Genomic DNA, 15,189 nt, shown 5'->3' on the forward strand with positions numbered 1-15,189 from the left:
ATGCACAAAGCCTTCTTGTCGGCTACAGTCGCCGCTGAGGATAGATCTCTCACAGAATGCCCTTCCCCTGTCCTCACTGCTGTGTCTGAGGCAGTCTGCAATGACGAGCCGCAGACCGACTGACGCTGCCGATTGATTCAGGACCGGATGGACGTGGACGTACACCAGCCAGGGGAAGAACTCGCCGATTTCACGGAGAACGAGCTCCTCTCACTCATCGACCTCGGAACCGCCGGCGCCTATTCCGAGATCTACCGACGCTACCGCGATGACGCCGTGGCCAGAGCAACATCGTCCCTGCCTCCTGCGCAGGCTCGACAGGTCGCCGATGATGCATTCCTCAATGTGCTCAGGTCCCTGCTCAACGGATCCGCCGACACAGCCGAGGGACTCCAGCCCATGGTGGATGTCGAGATCGATTCAGCAGTGGGCTCCCCTGTCGATTCGGAGGTCGACTCCGCAAGCGACGAAAACCTCGCGAGCTCGACGCCACCGCGTGGTCAGGAGTCACACGACGATGCTCCAGCTGAGGCTGAGGCTGAGACTGAGGCTGAGGCTGAGGCTCCAGTGCCTGCATTGCTCTCGCAGGCACTGTCGAACCTGCCCGACAACTGGCAGCGGATCCTGTGGCTGCACGAGGTCGAACGGCTCTCACCCGAGGCTGTGGCCGAACAACTGAATATCAGCGCACCCGCCGTCGAGCGGCTGTCCGCTCGTGCACGCCGAAAACTGCAGGACGAGTGGCAGAAAGTCCGCCCTGTGGACAGCGAGACAATCGCCGACCACCGTGGCGCGCTCATCCCCGCACTGCTGACCTCGCCTATCGTCATCGAGCGCCTCTCCGACACCCTGGCACAGACAGTTCCCGAACCGGCTCCCGCTGTTGCCGAAGCTGCTGACCCTACAACCGCAGTCCTCGAAACGTCTGCTGCCGAAGGACCTGGAACCGAGACAGCCGCAGCTGCAGACGAATCAGTCGCAGAGCCGGCTCCGGCCCTATTGGGGGCCGAGGCTGCCGACGCCGAAGACGAAAGTGCAGACTCTCAAGGCGCGGACACAACCGCGGCTGCCGCGCCTCGCCTTTCCGTCGCAGCAGGTGCAGGTGCCGCAGGTGCGACATCGGTGCCCGAAGCCGACGCAACGGCAGGAACAGATTCAGTCACGAAGGATGATCCAGAGACCAGCTCCGTCTCCGAAACAGCCGATGAGTCCGCCTCTCTCACCGCCTTCGGTGCGCCACCCGCGGCCGCTCACACCTCGCGCCAAAAGCCTGCACCAGCTGGCTTCAGCATGCCGAAACCTGTCCTGATCCCGGTGGTCGCCGCGTGCATAGGCCTCCTGGGAACGCTTGTTGGTGTAGCCATCGTGCCGCAATACGACGAGCAGACGGGGCTGCGTCCCGGCAACGCGAGCACTGCCGTCTCACCTGCAGACTCCTCCTCGAAGGAAGACTCCTCCTCGACGAAGGAGGACAAGAACAGCAACTCCCAATCTCCAGATGACACGAACTCGGACAAGCACGACCAAAAGTCGGGATCCGAGAAATCACAGGCTTCTGACTCCGACAGGGATGAGGATGAAAAGTCATCCCGGAACCCTGGAGACGATGACGGCCAGACGGACGATAGCCCATCGACTGAGGACAACCCCGGGGATAAGGGCGACAGCAGCGATCGCCCGTCAGCAGACGAACCAGACAAGCCGAGCCCGTCGGATTCCAACGAGCCAGACCCTGAGTCGCCTTCGGAACCGACACCGCCACCATCCGACGGCTCTGAAACACCTTCAGAGTCGCCGTCGGATGAGCCGACTGAGGAGCCAAGCGAGGAGCCGTCAGAAGAGCCGTCAGAAGAGCCGTCAGAAGAGCCAACCGAGGAACCGTCTGATGAGTCGCCCGAGTCGCCTGAGGAGCCGAGCTCCGATAGCCCCACCCCCTGATTCGACACAGAGTGGCGCCTCGAACTGAGCACAGGCTCTTCATCGAAATGAGCGCTTGGCGCGGGGACACTCCTCAGACTGACTGCACCTCCAATTGGGCTGACTGCGCCCCAAATTGACGCGTCTGCCGACGCGCATCGACCATTCGCACACCCAAAGCCCCGCCGGCTGAGGCTGTTCCTAATAACCACAGGTTCGCCTGAGGTAAATACTCCGGTCGCTTTCAGCAGTCCCACAGAATTCTTACCCGAACGACAATTCATCGTGATCTGCCTCACTAAATTTGTTGACATGGGTGTTTAATCGAGTGAAGATGTTCAGCATTGTCGAAAAGCGATCACCCCGTAACTCTCGAGTTCTTTGGGTGTCAGAAAATCGAATTGCATCTGAAACGAGGAACCACTGATGTCAGAAGGCCAAGCAAACCCGATTCCAGATGGGACGAAGCTGCCCCGCAGGGAGCGGAAGGCACTCAAGAAGAAGCGCTTGGAGGCCGACCACTGCATCGTGATCGAGAAGAAATCCATTCGCACGGCAATCGGCGGCACCACAGTCGGCAACTTCATGGAATGGTTCGACTTCGGTGTCTACGGTTACCTGGCAGTCACCATGACCACGGTCTTCACCGAAGGTATGGACCGGCAGATGGGTCTCCTCGTCACTCTGTTCGGCTTCGCGGTCTCCTTCCTCGTCCGTCCTCTCGGCGGCATGGTCCTCGGGCCGCTGGGTGACAAGATCGGTCGCCAGAAGGTCCTCTTCTTCACCATGGCCACGATGGCCACCGCTACCGCGCTCATCGGCGTCTTGCCCACCGCGGCTCAGATCGGCTTGTGGGTGATCATTCCTCTCTACCTGCTCAAGATGATCCAGGGATTCTCAACCGGCGGCGAGTACGCCGGTGCGACCACCTACGTCTCCGAATTCGCTCCTGACAAGTCACGTGGGTTCTGGGCTTCCTGGCTCGACGTCGGCTCCTACCTCGGCTTCGCAGCCGGTGCAGGCACCGTCGCCATCACCACCGTCATTTCTACGAGCGTCGCCGGAGAGAACGCTATGGTCGACGGCGGTTGGAGGATCCCGTTCCTCATCGCGATCCCCCTCGGTGCCGTCGCCATCTGGTTCCGACTCAAGATCCCCGAGACACCCAGCTTCGAAGCCAACGTGGCCGAGGGCCTCGATGTGAAGGTCAAGGACGACAAGTACGCTCGCCACGGCCTCATCGGCGTCGTCCGTCACTTCTGGAAAGAGATCCTCATCGGCATCGCCATCGTCGCCGGTTCACAGACGGTGGGCTACGCCCTCACCAGCTTCATGCCGACCTATCTCGAGGAGACAGTCAAGGTCTCGAACGTCCAAGCGGCCGTGGCGACAATTCCGGTGCTCATCGTGATGTCCCTGTGCCTGCCTCTGATCGGGCGCCTTTCCGACAAGATCGGCCGCAAGAAAGTCTTCCTCATTGCTGCGGGACTGACGATCGTTCTCATGGTCCCTGCCTTCGCAGTCATGCAGATCGGCGAGATGTGGGCCGTCGTCATCGCACTGTTCATGGTCGCCCTGCCAGCCGGCTTCTACATCGCCTGCCTCGCATCGACGCTGCCGGCGCTGTTCCCGACGGCTTCACGCTATGGCGCTATGGGCCTGACCTTCAACATCGGAGTCTCCCTGTTCGGCGGCACCACGCCGCTGTTCAGCCAGGCGCTCATCGACCTCACCGGCAACTCGTACATGCCCGCGTTCTACATCATGTTTTTCTCGGTCATCGCTTTCGTGGCGGTGCTCCTGATGAAGGAATCAGCGCACAGGCCGCTGCTCGGATCGTTCCCGACAGTCGCTACACACGAGGAAGCGGTCGAGCTCGTTCGCACCCAAGATGACAATCCGGACCTCGACCCGGACACCATGCCGATCCCGGTGGTGAAGGTGTGATCCGCAGTCGCAACAGGACCGCCGAACAGTCCTGACCATCGCCGAGGCGGTCGCTCCCATCCGTGGGGGCGACCGCTTCGTCGTGCACCTCCCAGTCCAGTTCGCTTCCCCGACCTCAGTGGGTAGCTAGAGGTTCTCGGTCCGCCTGAAGTAGAAGAGATTGTCGATGACCAGGGCCTGCGCCTCGGCCGACCGGCCGGCTTCGATGAGCCCGACGAGGTCGACGATCTGCTGTGCCGATTCAGCGTCGACGATGGCGGCGATCGAGTGGGCCGCGAAGACTCGCGACTGGTCACGCAACCGCAGACTGATGTCGGCTGCCCGGCGGCCAAGACCGTGCTCGAGCAGATGCTCGTGGAAGAGTCGATCGGCAGTCATGAAGCCGATCGTGTCGTCCTCGTGCGCCGCTGCCAAAGCGGCCTCGGCGTGCGTGCGAAGATCGCCGAGGGCGGCCTCACTCGCCGCCGGATCCTCACTGGCCCGTGCACACAGCGCGTCGACCGCAGGTCCGGCGAGCAGGGCGCGGATGCGGATGATCTCCTCCAGGTCCTCTCGCGTGACCGGCACCAGGCGGAATCCGCGGTTGGGCACGGCCTCGACTGTCCCCTCGGCGACGAGAGACATCATGGCCTCTCTGACTGGGCTCAGGGACATGCCCAGCTGCTTGGCCAGTCCTGCCGCCGAATAGATCGTGTCCTCGTCGAGGTCACCGGTCGTGATCGCATGGCGAATGACGATGAGCGCGTGCTCCCGCAGCGTCGGGGCCGTCTCAGGTCGAGCTGGGAGCGACGCGCGACTGCCCGACGCGTGGCCTCCCAATGCACGACTGCCCGAGGCCGGGCCCTTCGCTTCAGGTGCTGCTGATTCGCTGGTGACCAAAATTCTCCTTCGATGACTATTGACAGCATAACCACGACGACTCACGATTGAGTGAAGTAATCGGTTATCGACTACTCTCATTTCGATCAAGTCGAATTGAGCTCGTCGACACCACAGCGTGGTCGCCGCGAAGCGGCCACTGTCGTTCCTGCGAAGAAGGAGGAACCTTGTCCCTCGACCCCCTGCTCCAGCCGTTCACTCTGGGTCCGGTTCAGCTCAAGAACCGCATCGTCTCCACCGCGCATGAGCCGGCCTACACCGAGCTCGGAATGCCCAAAGACCGCTACCGCCTCTATCACCGGGAGAAGGCACGCGGCGGAGTCGGACTGACGATGACGGCCGGATCGGCCATCGTGTCCAAGGACTCCCCCGCCGCCTTCGGCAATGTCGACCTCTCCACCGACGAGGTGATTCCCTGGTTGGCCGCCATCGCCGATGACTGCCATGCCGAGGGCACGGCAGTGATGATCCAACTCACCCATCTGGGCCCGCGCAACTCCAACTTCACCGCCGACTGGCTGCCGCTGATCTCCGCCAGCCGCCACCGCGAACCCACCCACCGGTCCTTTACGAAGGCCATGGAAGAGTTCGACATCGAGCGGGTGGTCGACGATTTCGCCGCAGCGACAGCTCGAGTCAAGGCCGCGGGCTTCGACGGCCTCGAATTCCTGCACACCGGCCACCTCGTCGACTACTTCTTCGCCTCGCGATTCAATGAGCGCGAGGACGAGTACAACGGGGACCTGGCAGCCCGGATGCGCTTCCCGCTCCAGATCATCGATGCCATGCGCGGAGCCTCGGACGGGCTCGCCCTCGGCGTTCGCATGTCCGTGCTCGAACAGCTCGAAGACGGGATCACCGAGGAGGCCTCCATCGAGGTGCTCAAGGAGTATGCCGCCCACGGCGTCGACTTCCTCAACCTCAACGTCGGAAGCATCAGCTCCGACAAGGAACTCGCCGAGGCGATCCCAGGCATGGGCACCCCCTCGGCACCCTGGCTCGAGACCTGCCGTCGCGTCCGGCAAGCCATCGACATCCCCGTCCTCCACGCCGCACGGATTGCCGATGCACCCACAGCCCGCTTCGCGATCGAGGACGGCTGCCTCGACCTCGTGGGCATGACCCGGGCGCAGCTGGCCGACCCCTACCTGGTAAAGAAGATCGAGGAAAAGCGGGAGGACGATATCCGCCCCTGCGTGGGCGCGAACATGTGCCTCGACAGCATCTACACCTCAGGCGCCGCGACCTGCATCCACAATCCCGCGAGCGGACGCGAAGCCGATCTGCCCCAGGAAGTCACTCGCGACGTCGAGTCAGGTCCCAAACACGTCGTCATCGTCGGCGCCGGTCCCGCAGGTCTCGAGGCCGCACGAGTGGCGGCCGTGCGAGGGCATCGGGTGACCGTGCTCGAAGCCGACGAAGCGGTGGGTGGTCAGGTGAGAATCGCCGCCCGCTCGCAGCGCCGCCGTGACCTCATCGGCATCATCGACTGGCGAGCGCAGCAGTGCAAGAAGCACGGCGTCGACATCAGACTCGACACCTTCGCCGAGGAGGACGACATCCTCGCGCTGTCCCCCGACGTCGTCATCATCGCCGCCGGAGGCGTCCCCGACTCCAGCTACCCCTTCCGCGAGCAGGGTCCGTCGTTCGACGTCTGGGACGTCATGAACGACTGCCTGCGCAATAAGTCCCGGGTCCTCGTCTTCGACGATCACGGCTTCTACCCGGCACTCGACGCCGTCGAACACCTGGCTCGCAATGGCCAAGAAGTCACCTACGTCAGCCCCGAACGCACCATCGGCGTCGACGTCGGATCAATGAACTCCCCTGCCTACCTGCAGGTGTTCTCCGAATTCGGCGTCAAGGTACACCTCGGCGAAAGGCTCGCAGCGAAGCCGAAGATCAACGGCAAACTGGTCACCGCACGCCTGCGCAATGACTACTCGGGCATCGAGACCGAGCTTGAGACCGACGCTGTGGTCGTCGATTTCGGGACGACACCCAACGACGACGTCTACTTCGCGCTCAAGCCGCACTCGAGCAATCACGGTGAGATCGACATCGATTCCTGGATTCATGGTCAACCCCAGCCCGCCCATCGAATCGGCTCAAACCCGTCCACCACCGCCGAGGCGAGCGCTCCCTTCGCGCTCTATCGGATCGGAGATTCCGTCGCCTCCCGCAATGTCCACGCCGCCGTCCTCGAAGGACTGCGTGTGGGGATGGGGCTCTGAGCGGCCACACGCGAGAGCTCAGTGCTCGAGCACGATCTTTCCGGTCGTCGCACGGGATTCGAGTGCGGTGAACGCATCGACCACCTCGGCGATGGGATAGCGGGCGCCAATGCTCACCTTGAGGTCTCCGTTGCGTATCCAGGCGAAGATCTCCTCTGTCCTGCCGCGGATCTCATCTGCGGTGCGGACGTGGTCGGCGACGGTGGGGCGGGTGAGGAAGAGCGAGCCCGAGGTGTTGAGCGTGTTGACGTCGACCGGGTCGACCGGACCGCTGGCGTTGCCGACGACGACGATCGTGCCGCGGGTGCGCACGGCTTTGAGATCATCGTCGAAGGTGGTCTTGCCGACGCCGTCGTAGATGACGGAGGCGCCGATACCGTCCGTGACTTCCAGGGTCTTCTCCGCGAAGTCTCCGTAGCCGAAGACATGGCTCGCGCCGTTCGCCCGGGCGATTTCGGCCTTCTCCGCAGAGGAGGTCGTGCCGATCACTGTGGCTCCCTTGAGCACCGCCACCTGCGTGAGCAGCTGGCCGAGCCCGCCCGCCGCCGCGTGGATGAGCACGACATCACCGGATGTGACCGGATGGGTGTCCGTGGTCAGGTAGTGAGCGGTGATGCCCTGCATGAGAGCGGCAACCGCGGTCTCATCGTCGATGTCGTCGGGCAATGGAACTGCCTTGGCCGCCTGTACGAGAGCGAACTGGGAGAAGCTTCCCTGCCCACCAGCCATCCAACCGACGCGCGAACCGACCTCGAAACCTGAGATACCGTCGCCGGTGGACACGACCGTGCCGACGCCTTCGACTCCGGCACGAAAAGGCGTGGGCAGGGCCTTGCGACGCTGGACCACGTCGAGGAAGTTCACTCCCGAGACGCTCAGCTCGACGAGAATCTGCCCCTCAGCGGGTACCAGTTCCTCGTTGTCCACCTGCACGTAAGCCTCTGGACCGCCGTGTTGTTCAACCTTGATGAATGTCATCGTTGCCTCCTCGAAATCGATGTCTGCCCGCGGAGCTTTCGTCCGGATACCTATCCGGACTATAGTCCGTATATGAGCGAGCATACCGGAACGCAGTCCGCTTTCGGAAGAGCCCTTCTTCCCATTGCGGCTCCAGAACAGCCGCTGCGCGCCGACGCTCAGCGGAATCGGCGTCGCATCCTCGACTCTGCGGCACAGCTGCTCGCCGACGAGGGCATGGCTGGACTGACCATGGACGAGTTGGCCAGGCGAGCACAGGTCGGCAAGGGCACTCTCTACCGGAACTTCACCGACAAAGCTGGAATCGCCTCGGCGCTGCTCGACGATCGGGTGCGGGATATGCACGCGCGGATGCTGCAGGGACCGCCGCCGCTGGGTCCGGGTGCGCCCGGCAGCGAGCGACTGGCGGCCTTCGCCGAGGCATATATCAGGCATGTCTCGAGCAACCTCGATCTCGTCCTCCTCACCGAGGACTCAAGTCCGCGCGGACGATTCGACCGAGTGGGCTATCCCTTCTGGCGCCGCCACGTCGAGATCCTCATCGAAGAAGTCCGAGCAGACGATGCGCAGCTGCGCGCCGAGGCGGTCATGTCCGTGCTTTCGGCCGCTCAGTTGGAGCAGTGGCTTCGCATCGAAGGACACGATCTCGAGGATCTCATCCCCCGCGTACAGGGGATCGTCATCAGCATCGCAGACAGCTGATCACCGCTCCACGACGAGGTCGCTCAAGGGGGTCGAGCAGCAGGGCAGGAACTTCCCGGCCGCGATCTCCTTGGGCCGGATCCCGCCGGCGTGGTTCATCTCGACCTCGCCGCTGACCAGGACCGACTTGCAGGTTCCACACATTCCCTCTTCACAGGAGGAGGGGAAGACCATTCCGGCTTCGACGGCTGCGTCGAGCACTGTGGTCTCAGGATCGCAGTCGACGTGTTTGCCGCTGGTAGTGAACTCGATGCCGAAACTCGCCAGCGCCGAGCCGCTGCAGACGCCCTCAGCTGCTTGCGAAGCCGAACTGGCCCCTGACACTGGTGCACCCACTGCTTCGGCTACGCGTTCCTTCCGCGCCAGCCGCTCGGCCGGGGTCGTCGCGAACACGAAGGACTCCTCGTGGACCCGAGAGCCGAGCACGCCGAGCTCGTCGAGCATGATCCGGACCGCGGCCATGTAGTCGGCGGGACCACAGACGAAGGTCTCGCGATCTGCCAACTCGGGAACCACCTCGGCGAGGGTATCTCTGGTGATGCGGCCCCGACGACCAGCCCACACCTGGGCCTCTCTCACTTCGGAATCGGACTCTCCCACCTCAGCAGCGGAATCCCGGGAGCACATCGTCACCACACTCACTCCGGGAACCTCGGCAAGCTGCTCGAGTTCAGGTCGGAAGATGATGTCGGACGGAGTGGCCGCATTGTGGATGAGCACGATGTCGGTCGGCGTCCCGGCCTGCCTGGCCAGCAGGGACCGGACCATCGACATGATCGGGGAGATGCCCGAGCCGCCCGAGACGAACAGGTGCTTTTCGGCCGGGTGGAAACTGGTGCTGAACAGGCCGTAGGGTCCGTCGACGTGGATGCGGTCGCCGACCTTGAGCACATCGTGTAAGTAGGTCGAGACCGCGCCGCCGTCCACGCGCTTGATGGTCAGCGTGAATGTGTTCGTCCCGAACGGCGCCGAGGCGATCGAATAGCAGCGTTCACGCTCGAGTTCGGGAATGCGCACCGTCACGTACTGCCCCGGCTCGAAGTCGATCCTGGCCATCCAGGGCGCGAAGAGTTCGAAGCTCTTCACGTTATGCGTGACCTCGGTGATGGACACGCATTCGACCATCCCGGTCAGTTCCGCGTCGGCATCGGGAGCTGTCGCAGCATAGCCGGGAGCTGCCGCGTCAAAGTCGGCGTTCAGTGTCTCCTGGTAGATCGTCATCAGCTCTGTCCTCCCTGGCCAGCCTGCCGCACGTCGGTCTGCGCCCTGTGAGCCTGCAGCCGTTCGATGTACCAGGTGCAGAACTCCTCGAGGTCGCTCTCCGTGGGCGCATAGGGTCCCGGAACGTAGGCCGGCGACGAGATCCCACGGTGGGCCTTCGCGCACAGGGCCGCATCCTGCTCGTTCGTCTTCACCCACACAGTCGTGAGGTTCTCAACGTCATAGTCGACGCCTTCGACCGCATCCTCATGGACCAGCCAGGTCGAGCGCACCCGCGTGGTGTCCGGCCCCAGGGGGATGAGGGAGAAGGTGACCGCGTGGTCTCCCATGAAGTGGAACCAGGCGTTGGGTTGGGTGTGCATCGATAGTCGCCCCAGTTCAGGGGTATCGAGTTCACCGAGGAGTTTCGCCGAGGCGGCCGATCCGTCCATCGTGTACGACTCACCTTTGCCGTCGAGGGCGGCCCGTTCGATCCGGAAGCCGGTAGCTCGGCCGCTGAGCTCTGCGATGAGCTGCGTGGGCAGGTTGTTGCGTTCGCTGTTGACCCGCAGTCTCTCCTCGGCGTCGAGGTAGCGCTGGTAGGCAGGCTTGAGTCGCTTCGGAATCTCCTCTGGGGCGTAGCCATAGGTCGGGAAGAACGTGCAGGTCAGCTCCGGGTGCCCGGCCTCGCAGTGATAGCACTCGCGGTTGTTCTCCATCACGAGCTTCCAGTTGGAATGCTCGATGAGGTCGACCTGGGCTGCGACCTTGGTCTTGTCCAGGGCGTGCGGTTCGATGTAGGGCGCGATCCGCTCGGCCACCTCGGCGAAGTCCTCGGGTGGATTCTGGGCAAGGCAGATGAAGACAAGTCCCGCAACGACGCGGACGTTGACCGAGCGCAGGGAGAAGCAGGTGCGATCGAATCCTGGTGCTTGGACACCTGCTGACATGAGGTCGCCCTCGGGCGAGTAGGTCCACTGGTGGTAGCTGCACACGATGTTGCCCACGGACCCATTGGCCTCGGACAGGAGGCGAGCGCCGCGGTGCCGGCAGACGTTGTGGTGGGCGCGGATGTTCTCATCGTCATCGCGGATGATGATGACCGAATAGTCGCCGATGTCGATGGTGACGAAATCGCCGGACTCTGGCACCTCGGCGGCTGCTGCTGCGAAGATCCACGTCGAGGCGAACACGGCGTCGATGTCGCGGCGGAAGAACTCCTCGGAGAGGTAGAACGGGGCATCCAAACAGTACCCGGGCCGACGCTCGTCGATGAGCCGGTCGGGGTTGTCAGGGTTGTCTGTCCGGGGATCGACTTCAGGTGCCAAAGTCATCGGTGTCACCGCCTCGCTGCGATTGCTGTAGCTGATGCTGCTGTTGTTGCTGCTGTTATTGCTTAAGGCCAGTGTCCGCCGGAAGACCTGCGAAGAAAAGCGAATCTTTTTCCATTCGATCGTGCAATAATATTACATGATCGATCAGCGTCTCCAGGTGCTTCGAGTCCTCGCCGAAGTTGGGACTCTCACCGAGGCCGCGCGCCGCCTCGGCTATACCCCTTCCGCCGTGTCTCATCAGCTGCGATCCCTGTCCAAGGACCTCGGTCTGTCTATCCTCGAACAGCGAGGAAGAGGCCTCATCCTCACTCCCGTGGGCCAGCTCCTGCTCGAACGGACGCAGGAGCTCTTCACCCGGTGGGAGGAGATTCGCGGCGAACTCGCCGAGGCCGATGCGGGCAGCCCCCTGCGGCAGAGGCGCCTGCGCCTGTGCGGCTTCTCAACGGCTGCGGCGGCGCTGCTGCCACCGACTGCGGAGAGGGTGAACGAGCTTTTCCCCGATTCGCAGGTCACCATCATCGAGGCCGAACCAGAGGAGTGCTTCGAACTCCTCGTCACCGAGCAGGCCGATATCGCCGTCGTCGTGGCCACAGACCCACTGCCGCCGCGCAGCGACATCCGATTCGAGCAGAATGCGCTTGTCAGCGACCGGCTCGATCTACTCGTCCGCAGCGATCATCGGCTCGCGACTCGCTCCGCGGTGTCATTGAGTGAAGCGGCTGAGGAGAGTTGGATCCTCGACCGCCCTGGTTCGCCCTACTACCGGCTGGTGCGAACAGCGTGCGCGGCAGCCGGGTTCTTCCCCGAGAACGCCCATCAGTCGCGGGAGTGGGAGACCGGGGCAGCCCTGGTCTCGGCCGGACTGGGTGTGGCACTCATCCCCCGCCTGGCCAGATTGCCCGAGGGCTACGATGTGGCTCGCGTACCCTTGCGCGGCGATCCGGTTCCTTCCCGGAAGATCCTCACCGGGGTGCGAAGCGGATCTGCAGGCCAGCCGATCATCGCCGCCGCGCTCGAGATCCTCCACGAGGTCGCAGCCTCGGTGGCTCAGCGCGACGTCTGAACTTCACCGGTACATCGGCCAGCCCATGGCCGCATGCCTGATGCGACGACGCTTCTTCGCGGTGCGGACCGTGAGGACGATTCCGGTGGCCAGCGCCGCCAGGGACACGACGCCCACGATGACTGCGGTGATGACGAAACCGGAGGCGAAGTCATTGAAGGCGTCGACGTTGCCACCGCCACCGAACAGGAACAGCACGCCGGGAATCATGATGATTCCGATCGCCAGCAGCACACCGAGGGCTCCCGCCACAATGAGCAGGATCCCCGGAACCACCGAGGGCAGCCGCGGCATGGGGTACTGCGGAGCAGCGTTCGGCGACATCGGGTGCTGTGGCATCGGTTGCTGCGGCACCGGTTGCTGCGGCATTCCGAAATTCTGCTGAGCCATCGTCACATTCGCCCTTCGCCCCAGGAGCTGGTCTCTTGCAATTGTCCTTTGACCACTATGGCTCTCCATCCTATCCGCGCCTCGGCGCTGGGCAGCTGTGCTCATGTGACCAGACGGTGACGCGCTCACCCGGACTTTCGCATTCCGAAGAGCATTCACACGCCGACCGGAGGTGGCATAAGGTCGAAGACAAGAGGCCAGCTCCCAGGCCGAATCACGAAGGATGTGCACACTGATGGACGAAGTGAAGAACCTCGATGCCGAAGCTGTCTTCGCCGCACTCACCCCCAGCGAGGCTGTTGCTTCCCTGCGAGAGGCACTCGCGGGCGATTTCGATCCCGCCGACGACATCCCCCGCACGATCAGCGACATCTCCGCCGGGAACATGATCTTCATGCCCTCGGAGATCGGCGACTGGGTCGGGGTCAAACTCGCCGGCGTCTCCGTCGGCAACCCCGAACGTGGCCTCCCACGGATCATGGCCCAGTACCTCATGTACAACAGCGCCACCCTCGAACTACGGACCGTCATCGATGGTGCCGCTCTGACGACTCTGCGCACGCCTGCTGTGTCCTTGGCCGCGATCGAGCCCGCACTGAACAGGTTCACACAGCCGGTCAATGTCGTGATCTTCGGCGCCGGACCGCAGGGGACCGGGCATGCCGACACGATCGCCGATGTCCTCACCGTCGAGCTCGCAGATGTCACCTTCGTCGTCCGCTCTCCCGACCAGGTCACGGCCGATGTCCGTGACCGCGGCACGGTGCTGCAGGCACAGACCGCCGAGGTGGAGGCAGCACTGCGCGCCGCCGACATCATCGTCACCGCCACCACCGCCAGCGAGCCCCTGTTCTCAGCGGATCTCGTCAAGCCCGGTGCCGTGGTCATGGCCTGTGGCTCCCACGATCCCCATTCACGTGAGCTGCCAGCCGAACTCTTCACCTCGGCGCTGGTGATCGTTGAAGACCTCAGCACCGTTCTGCGGGAGTGCGGCGACGTCATCCTCGCGATCTCCGACGGCGCACTGAACGCGGATTCGCTCGTGACGATGAAGCAGTTCAGCAATGGCGAGGTCAGCACCGATGCGGACCAGACGGTGATCTTCAAGGGATCCGGCATGTCATGGGAGGACCTGGCTGTGGCCACGAAGCTGGTCGGCAAAGCATGAGCTCCTCCACCGAAGGAGCCACAGGAGCCAAGGGAGCCACGGGGAAGTCAGGTGAGCTTCACCGCAGCATCGGATTGACCGAACTGGTGTTCATCGGTCTGGTATTCATCGGGCCGGCGGCTGCTGTCGGTGTCTTCGGCACGCTCGACGCCAACTCGGGCGGGGCAGTTGCGCTCGTCTATGTCGTGGCCACGATCGTCATGTCGTTCACCGCGGTCAGCTATATGCGGATGTCGCGAGAGATTCCGCGGGCAGGGACCGTCTTCGCCTACGCCTCGGCGGGCATCGGGCCGCGTGCGGGATTCACAGCCGGATGGATGATCCTCCTCGACTATCTGTTCATCCCGTCCGTGGCGTACCTGTTCACGGGCATCGCTCTGAACTCGATCTTCCCGAGCATTCCCGTGTGGCTGTTCACCGGCATCGCCGTCATCCTCACCACCGGGCTCAACCTCGCGGGCGTGAAGATCGCCTCACGGGTGATCACGCTCGTGGTCGTCATCGAAGTGCTCGTTCTCGGGCTGGTCCTCGTGCTCGGCATCATCTTCCTGGCCGCCAATGGACCCAGCCGTGATTGGCTGTCCCCACTGACCGGCGTGGGCGCGTTCTCGATCACTGCTGTACTGGCTGCGGTGTCTGTGGCCGTCCTGTCCTATCTCGGCTTCGACTCTCTGGCGACCTTCGCCGAGGAGGCCAAAGGCGGGCCGAAGATCGTCGGACGCGCCACCCTGGTGTGCCTGATTCTCGCCGGGGTCTTCTTCGTGGCGCAGACCTGGGTCGGCAGCCTGCTCTCGCCGGTCTCCCCTGCCGAGCTGCAGGCCAATCCCGAGTTGGAGGGTGCCGCCTACTACGATGCCGTCGATGCCACCCTCGGGACATGGGTCCACTGGCTGCTGGCCCTGGCCAAGGCCGTCGGTGCGGCATTCTCGGCCATGATCGGACAGGCCGCCGGCTCCCGCATCCTCATGGACATGGGGCGCAAAGGCCAGGTGCCGAAGTTCCTGAGCCAAGTCTCGCCGCGCACCGGTGTTCCGTGGAAGGGAATCCTCGTCGCCGCTGTCGGCAACGTCATCGTTGCCGGTTGGGCCACGACCCGTGCGGACGGACTCGACCAGCTCACGTCCATCGTCAATGTCGGCGCGCTGAGCGCCTTCATCTTCGTCCAGGCCTCAGTGGTCGGCTATTTCCTCGTCAAGCGCAAGGGTTCTGAGACCCCGAGCTGGTTCACACACGGGGCGATTCCGATCATCGGCGCCATCCTGCTCGCCATCGTCTTAGTCAGCGCGAATCCTCTGGCACTGATCATCGGTGCGGTGTGGTTGGCCATCGGCCTCGTCGTGTATCTGGTGCGCAACCGCCGACGAGTGTGACTGGGTC

12 protein-coding genes are annotated in these 15,189 nt (G+C 63.5%); 7 read left to right on the forward strand and 5 right to left on the reverse strand.

What is annotated here, in order from left to right:
• The first annotated feature begins 147 nt into the window (after window positions 1–147).
• Entirely contained in the window at window positions 148–1,938 is a 1,791-nt protein-coding gene (locus PGC08_RS18910) for a sigma factor-like helix-turn-helix DNA-binding protein (RefSeq protein WP_271709165.1), read from the forward strand.
• A 405-nt stretch (window positions 1,939–2,343) separates the two neighbouring features.
• Complete coding sequence (locus PGC08_RS18915) at window positions 2,344–3,864, forward strand: MFS transporter (protein WP_271709166.1); 1,521 nt, start codon at window positions 2,344–2,346, stop codon at window positions 3,862–3,864.
• A 126-nt stretch (window positions 3,865–3,990) separates the two neighbouring features.
• On the opposite strand, the gene PGC08_RS18920 is transcribed toward PGC08_RS18915, so the two are convergent.
• Window positions 3,991–4,743: a GntR family transcriptional regulator gene (locus tag PGC08_RS18920; protein WP_226824089.1), complete on the reverse strand. Its 753-nt coding sequence runs from the start codon at window positions 4,741–4,743 to the stop codon at window positions 3,991–3,993.
• A 167-nt stretch (window positions 4,744–4,910) separates the two neighbouring features.
• On the opposite strand from PGC08_RS18920, the gene PGC08_RS18925 reads away from it, so the two are divergent.
• Window positions 4,911–6,977 carry an oxidoreductase gene (locus tag PGC08_RS18925; RefSeq protein WP_271709167.1) on the forward strand — a complete coding sequence of 689 codons (2,067 nt, stop codon included), beginning with the start codon at window positions 4,911–4,913 and terminating at the stop codon, window positions 6,975–6,977.
• An 18-nt stretch (window positions 6,978–6,995) separates the two neighbouring features.
• Here PGC08_RS18925 and PGC08_RS18930 read toward each other — a convergent pair whose 3' ends face one another.
• Window positions 6,996–7,955: a quinone oxidoreductase family protein gene (locus PGC08_RS18930; protein ID WP_069601134.1), complete on the reverse strand. Its 960-nt coding sequence runs from the start codon at window positions 7,953–7,955 to the stop codon at window positions 6,996–6,998.
• A 72-nt stretch (window positions 7,956–8,027) separates the two neighbouring features.
• Between PGC08_RS18930 and PGC08_RS18935 the strand changes: the two genes are divergently transcribed.
• Entirely contained in the window at window positions 8,028–8,657 is a 630-nt protein-coding gene (locus tag PGC08_RS18935; protein ID WP_271709168.1) for a TetR/AcrR family transcriptional regulator, read from the forward strand.
• Here the strand turns inward: PGC08_RS18935 and PGC08_RS18940 are convergent, their stop codons facing one another.
• On the reverse strand, window positions 8,658–9,878 hold the full coding sequence (locus tag PGC08_RS18940) for a hybrid-cluster NAD(P)-dependent oxidoreductase (RefSeq protein WP_271709169.1): 1,221 nt from the start codon (window positions 9,876–9,878) through the stop codon (window positions 8,658–8,660). It lies immediately after the preceding gene.
• Complete coding sequence (locus PGC08_RS18945) at window positions 9,878–11,191, reverse strand: aromatic ring-hydroxylating oxygenase subunit alpha (RefSeq protein ID WP_271709170.1); 1,314 nt, start codon at window positions 11,189–11,191, stop codon at window positions 9,878–9,880. Before PGC08_RS18945 ends, PGC08_RS18940 begins: the two co-directional genes overlap by 1 nt.
• Before the next feature lie 136 nt (window positions 11,192–11,327).
• On the opposite strand from PGC08_RS18945, the gene PGC08_RS18950 reads away from it, so the two are divergent.
• The gene (locus tag PGC08_RS18950) at window positions 11,328–12,254 is read left to right on the forward strand and encodes a LysR family transcriptional regulator (protein WP_271709171.1); all 927 of its coding nucleotides are present in this window, start codon (window positions 11,328–11,330) and stop codon (window positions 12,252–12,254) included.
• 3 nt (window positions 12,255–12,257) lie between these two features.
• Here the strand turns inward: PGC08_RS18950 and PGC08_RS18955 are convergent, their stop codons facing one another.
• The gene (locus PGC08_RS18955; protein WP_096162673.1) at window positions 12,258–12,644 is read right to left on the reverse strand and encodes a hypothetical protein; all 387 of its coding nucleotides are present in this window, start codon (window positions 12,642–12,644) and stop codon (window positions 12,258–12,260) included.
• 235 nt (window positions 12,645–12,879) lie between these two features.
• Here PGC08_RS18955 and PGC08_RS18960 point away from each other — a divergent pair, with 235 nt between their 5' ends.
• The gene (locus PGC08_RS18960) at window positions 12,880–13,812 is read left to right on the forward strand and encodes an ornithine cyclodeaminase family protein (protein WP_101598072.1); all 933 of its coding nucleotides are present in this window, start codon (window positions 12,880–12,882) and stop codon (window positions 13,810–13,812) included.
• A complete protein-coding gene (locus PGC08_RS18965; RefSeq protein WP_096157799.1) occupies window positions 13,809–15,182 on the forward strand; it encodes an APC family permease in 1,374 nt (457 codons plus the stop codon). The genes PGC08_RS18960 and PGC08_RS18965 overlap by 4 nt, the downstream gene beginning before the upstream one ends.
• Window positions 15,183–15,189 lie beyond the last annotated feature (7 nt).

Origin of the sequence: Brevibacterium sp. BDJS002 (assembly GCF_028201555.1) — a bacterium.
In the GTDB taxonomy this organism is placed as follows: Bacteria; Actinomycetota; Actinomycetes; order Actinomycetales; family Brevibacteriaceae; genus Brevibacterium; species Brevibacterium aurantiacum.

Excerpts from the sequence above, each read along its gene's own strand:
- PGC08_RS18955 (WP_096162673.1), bottom strand. The coding sequence starts at position 12,644 with ATGGCTCAGCAGAATTTCGGAATGCCGCAGCAACCGGTGCCGCAGCAA.
- PGC08_RS18945 (WP_271709170.1), bottom strand. The coding sequence starts at position 11,191 with ATGACTTTGGCACCTGAAGTCGATCCCCGGACAGACAACCCTGACAAC.
- PGC08_RS18910 (WP_271709165.1), top strand. The coding sequence starts at position 148 with ATGGACGTGGACGTACACCAGCCAGGGGAAGAACTCGCCGATTTCACG.
- PGC08_RS18915 (WP_271709166.1), top strand. The coding sequence starts at position 2,344 with ATGTCAGAAGGCCAAGCAAACCCGATTCCAGATGGGACGAAGCTGCCC.
- PGC08_RS18960 (WP_101598072.1), top strand. The coding sequence starts at position 12,880 with ATGGACGAAGTGAAGAACCTCGATGCCGAAGCTGTCTTCGCCGCACTC.
- PGC08_RS18950 (WP_271709171.1), top strand. The coding sequence starts at position 11,328 with ATGATCGATCAGCGTCTCCAGGTGCTTCGAGTCCTCGCCGAAGTTGGG.
- PGC08_RS18935 (WP_271709168.1), top strand. The coding sequence starts at position 8,028 with ATGAGCGAGCATACCGGAACGCAGTCCGCTTTCGGAAGAGCCCTTCTT.
- PGC08_RS18940 (WP_271709169.1), bottom strand. The coding sequence starts at position 9,878 with ATGACGATCTACCAGGAGACACTGAACGCCGACTTTGACGCGGCAGCT.
- PGC08_RS18930 (WP_069601134.1), bottom strand. The coding sequence starts at position 7,955 with ATGACATTCATCAAGGTTGAACAACACGGCGGTCCAGAGGCTTACGTG.
- PGC08_RS18965 (WP_096157799.1), top strand. The coding sequence starts at position 13,809 with ATGAGCTCCTCCACCGAAGGAGCCACAGGAGCCAAGGGAGCCACGGGG.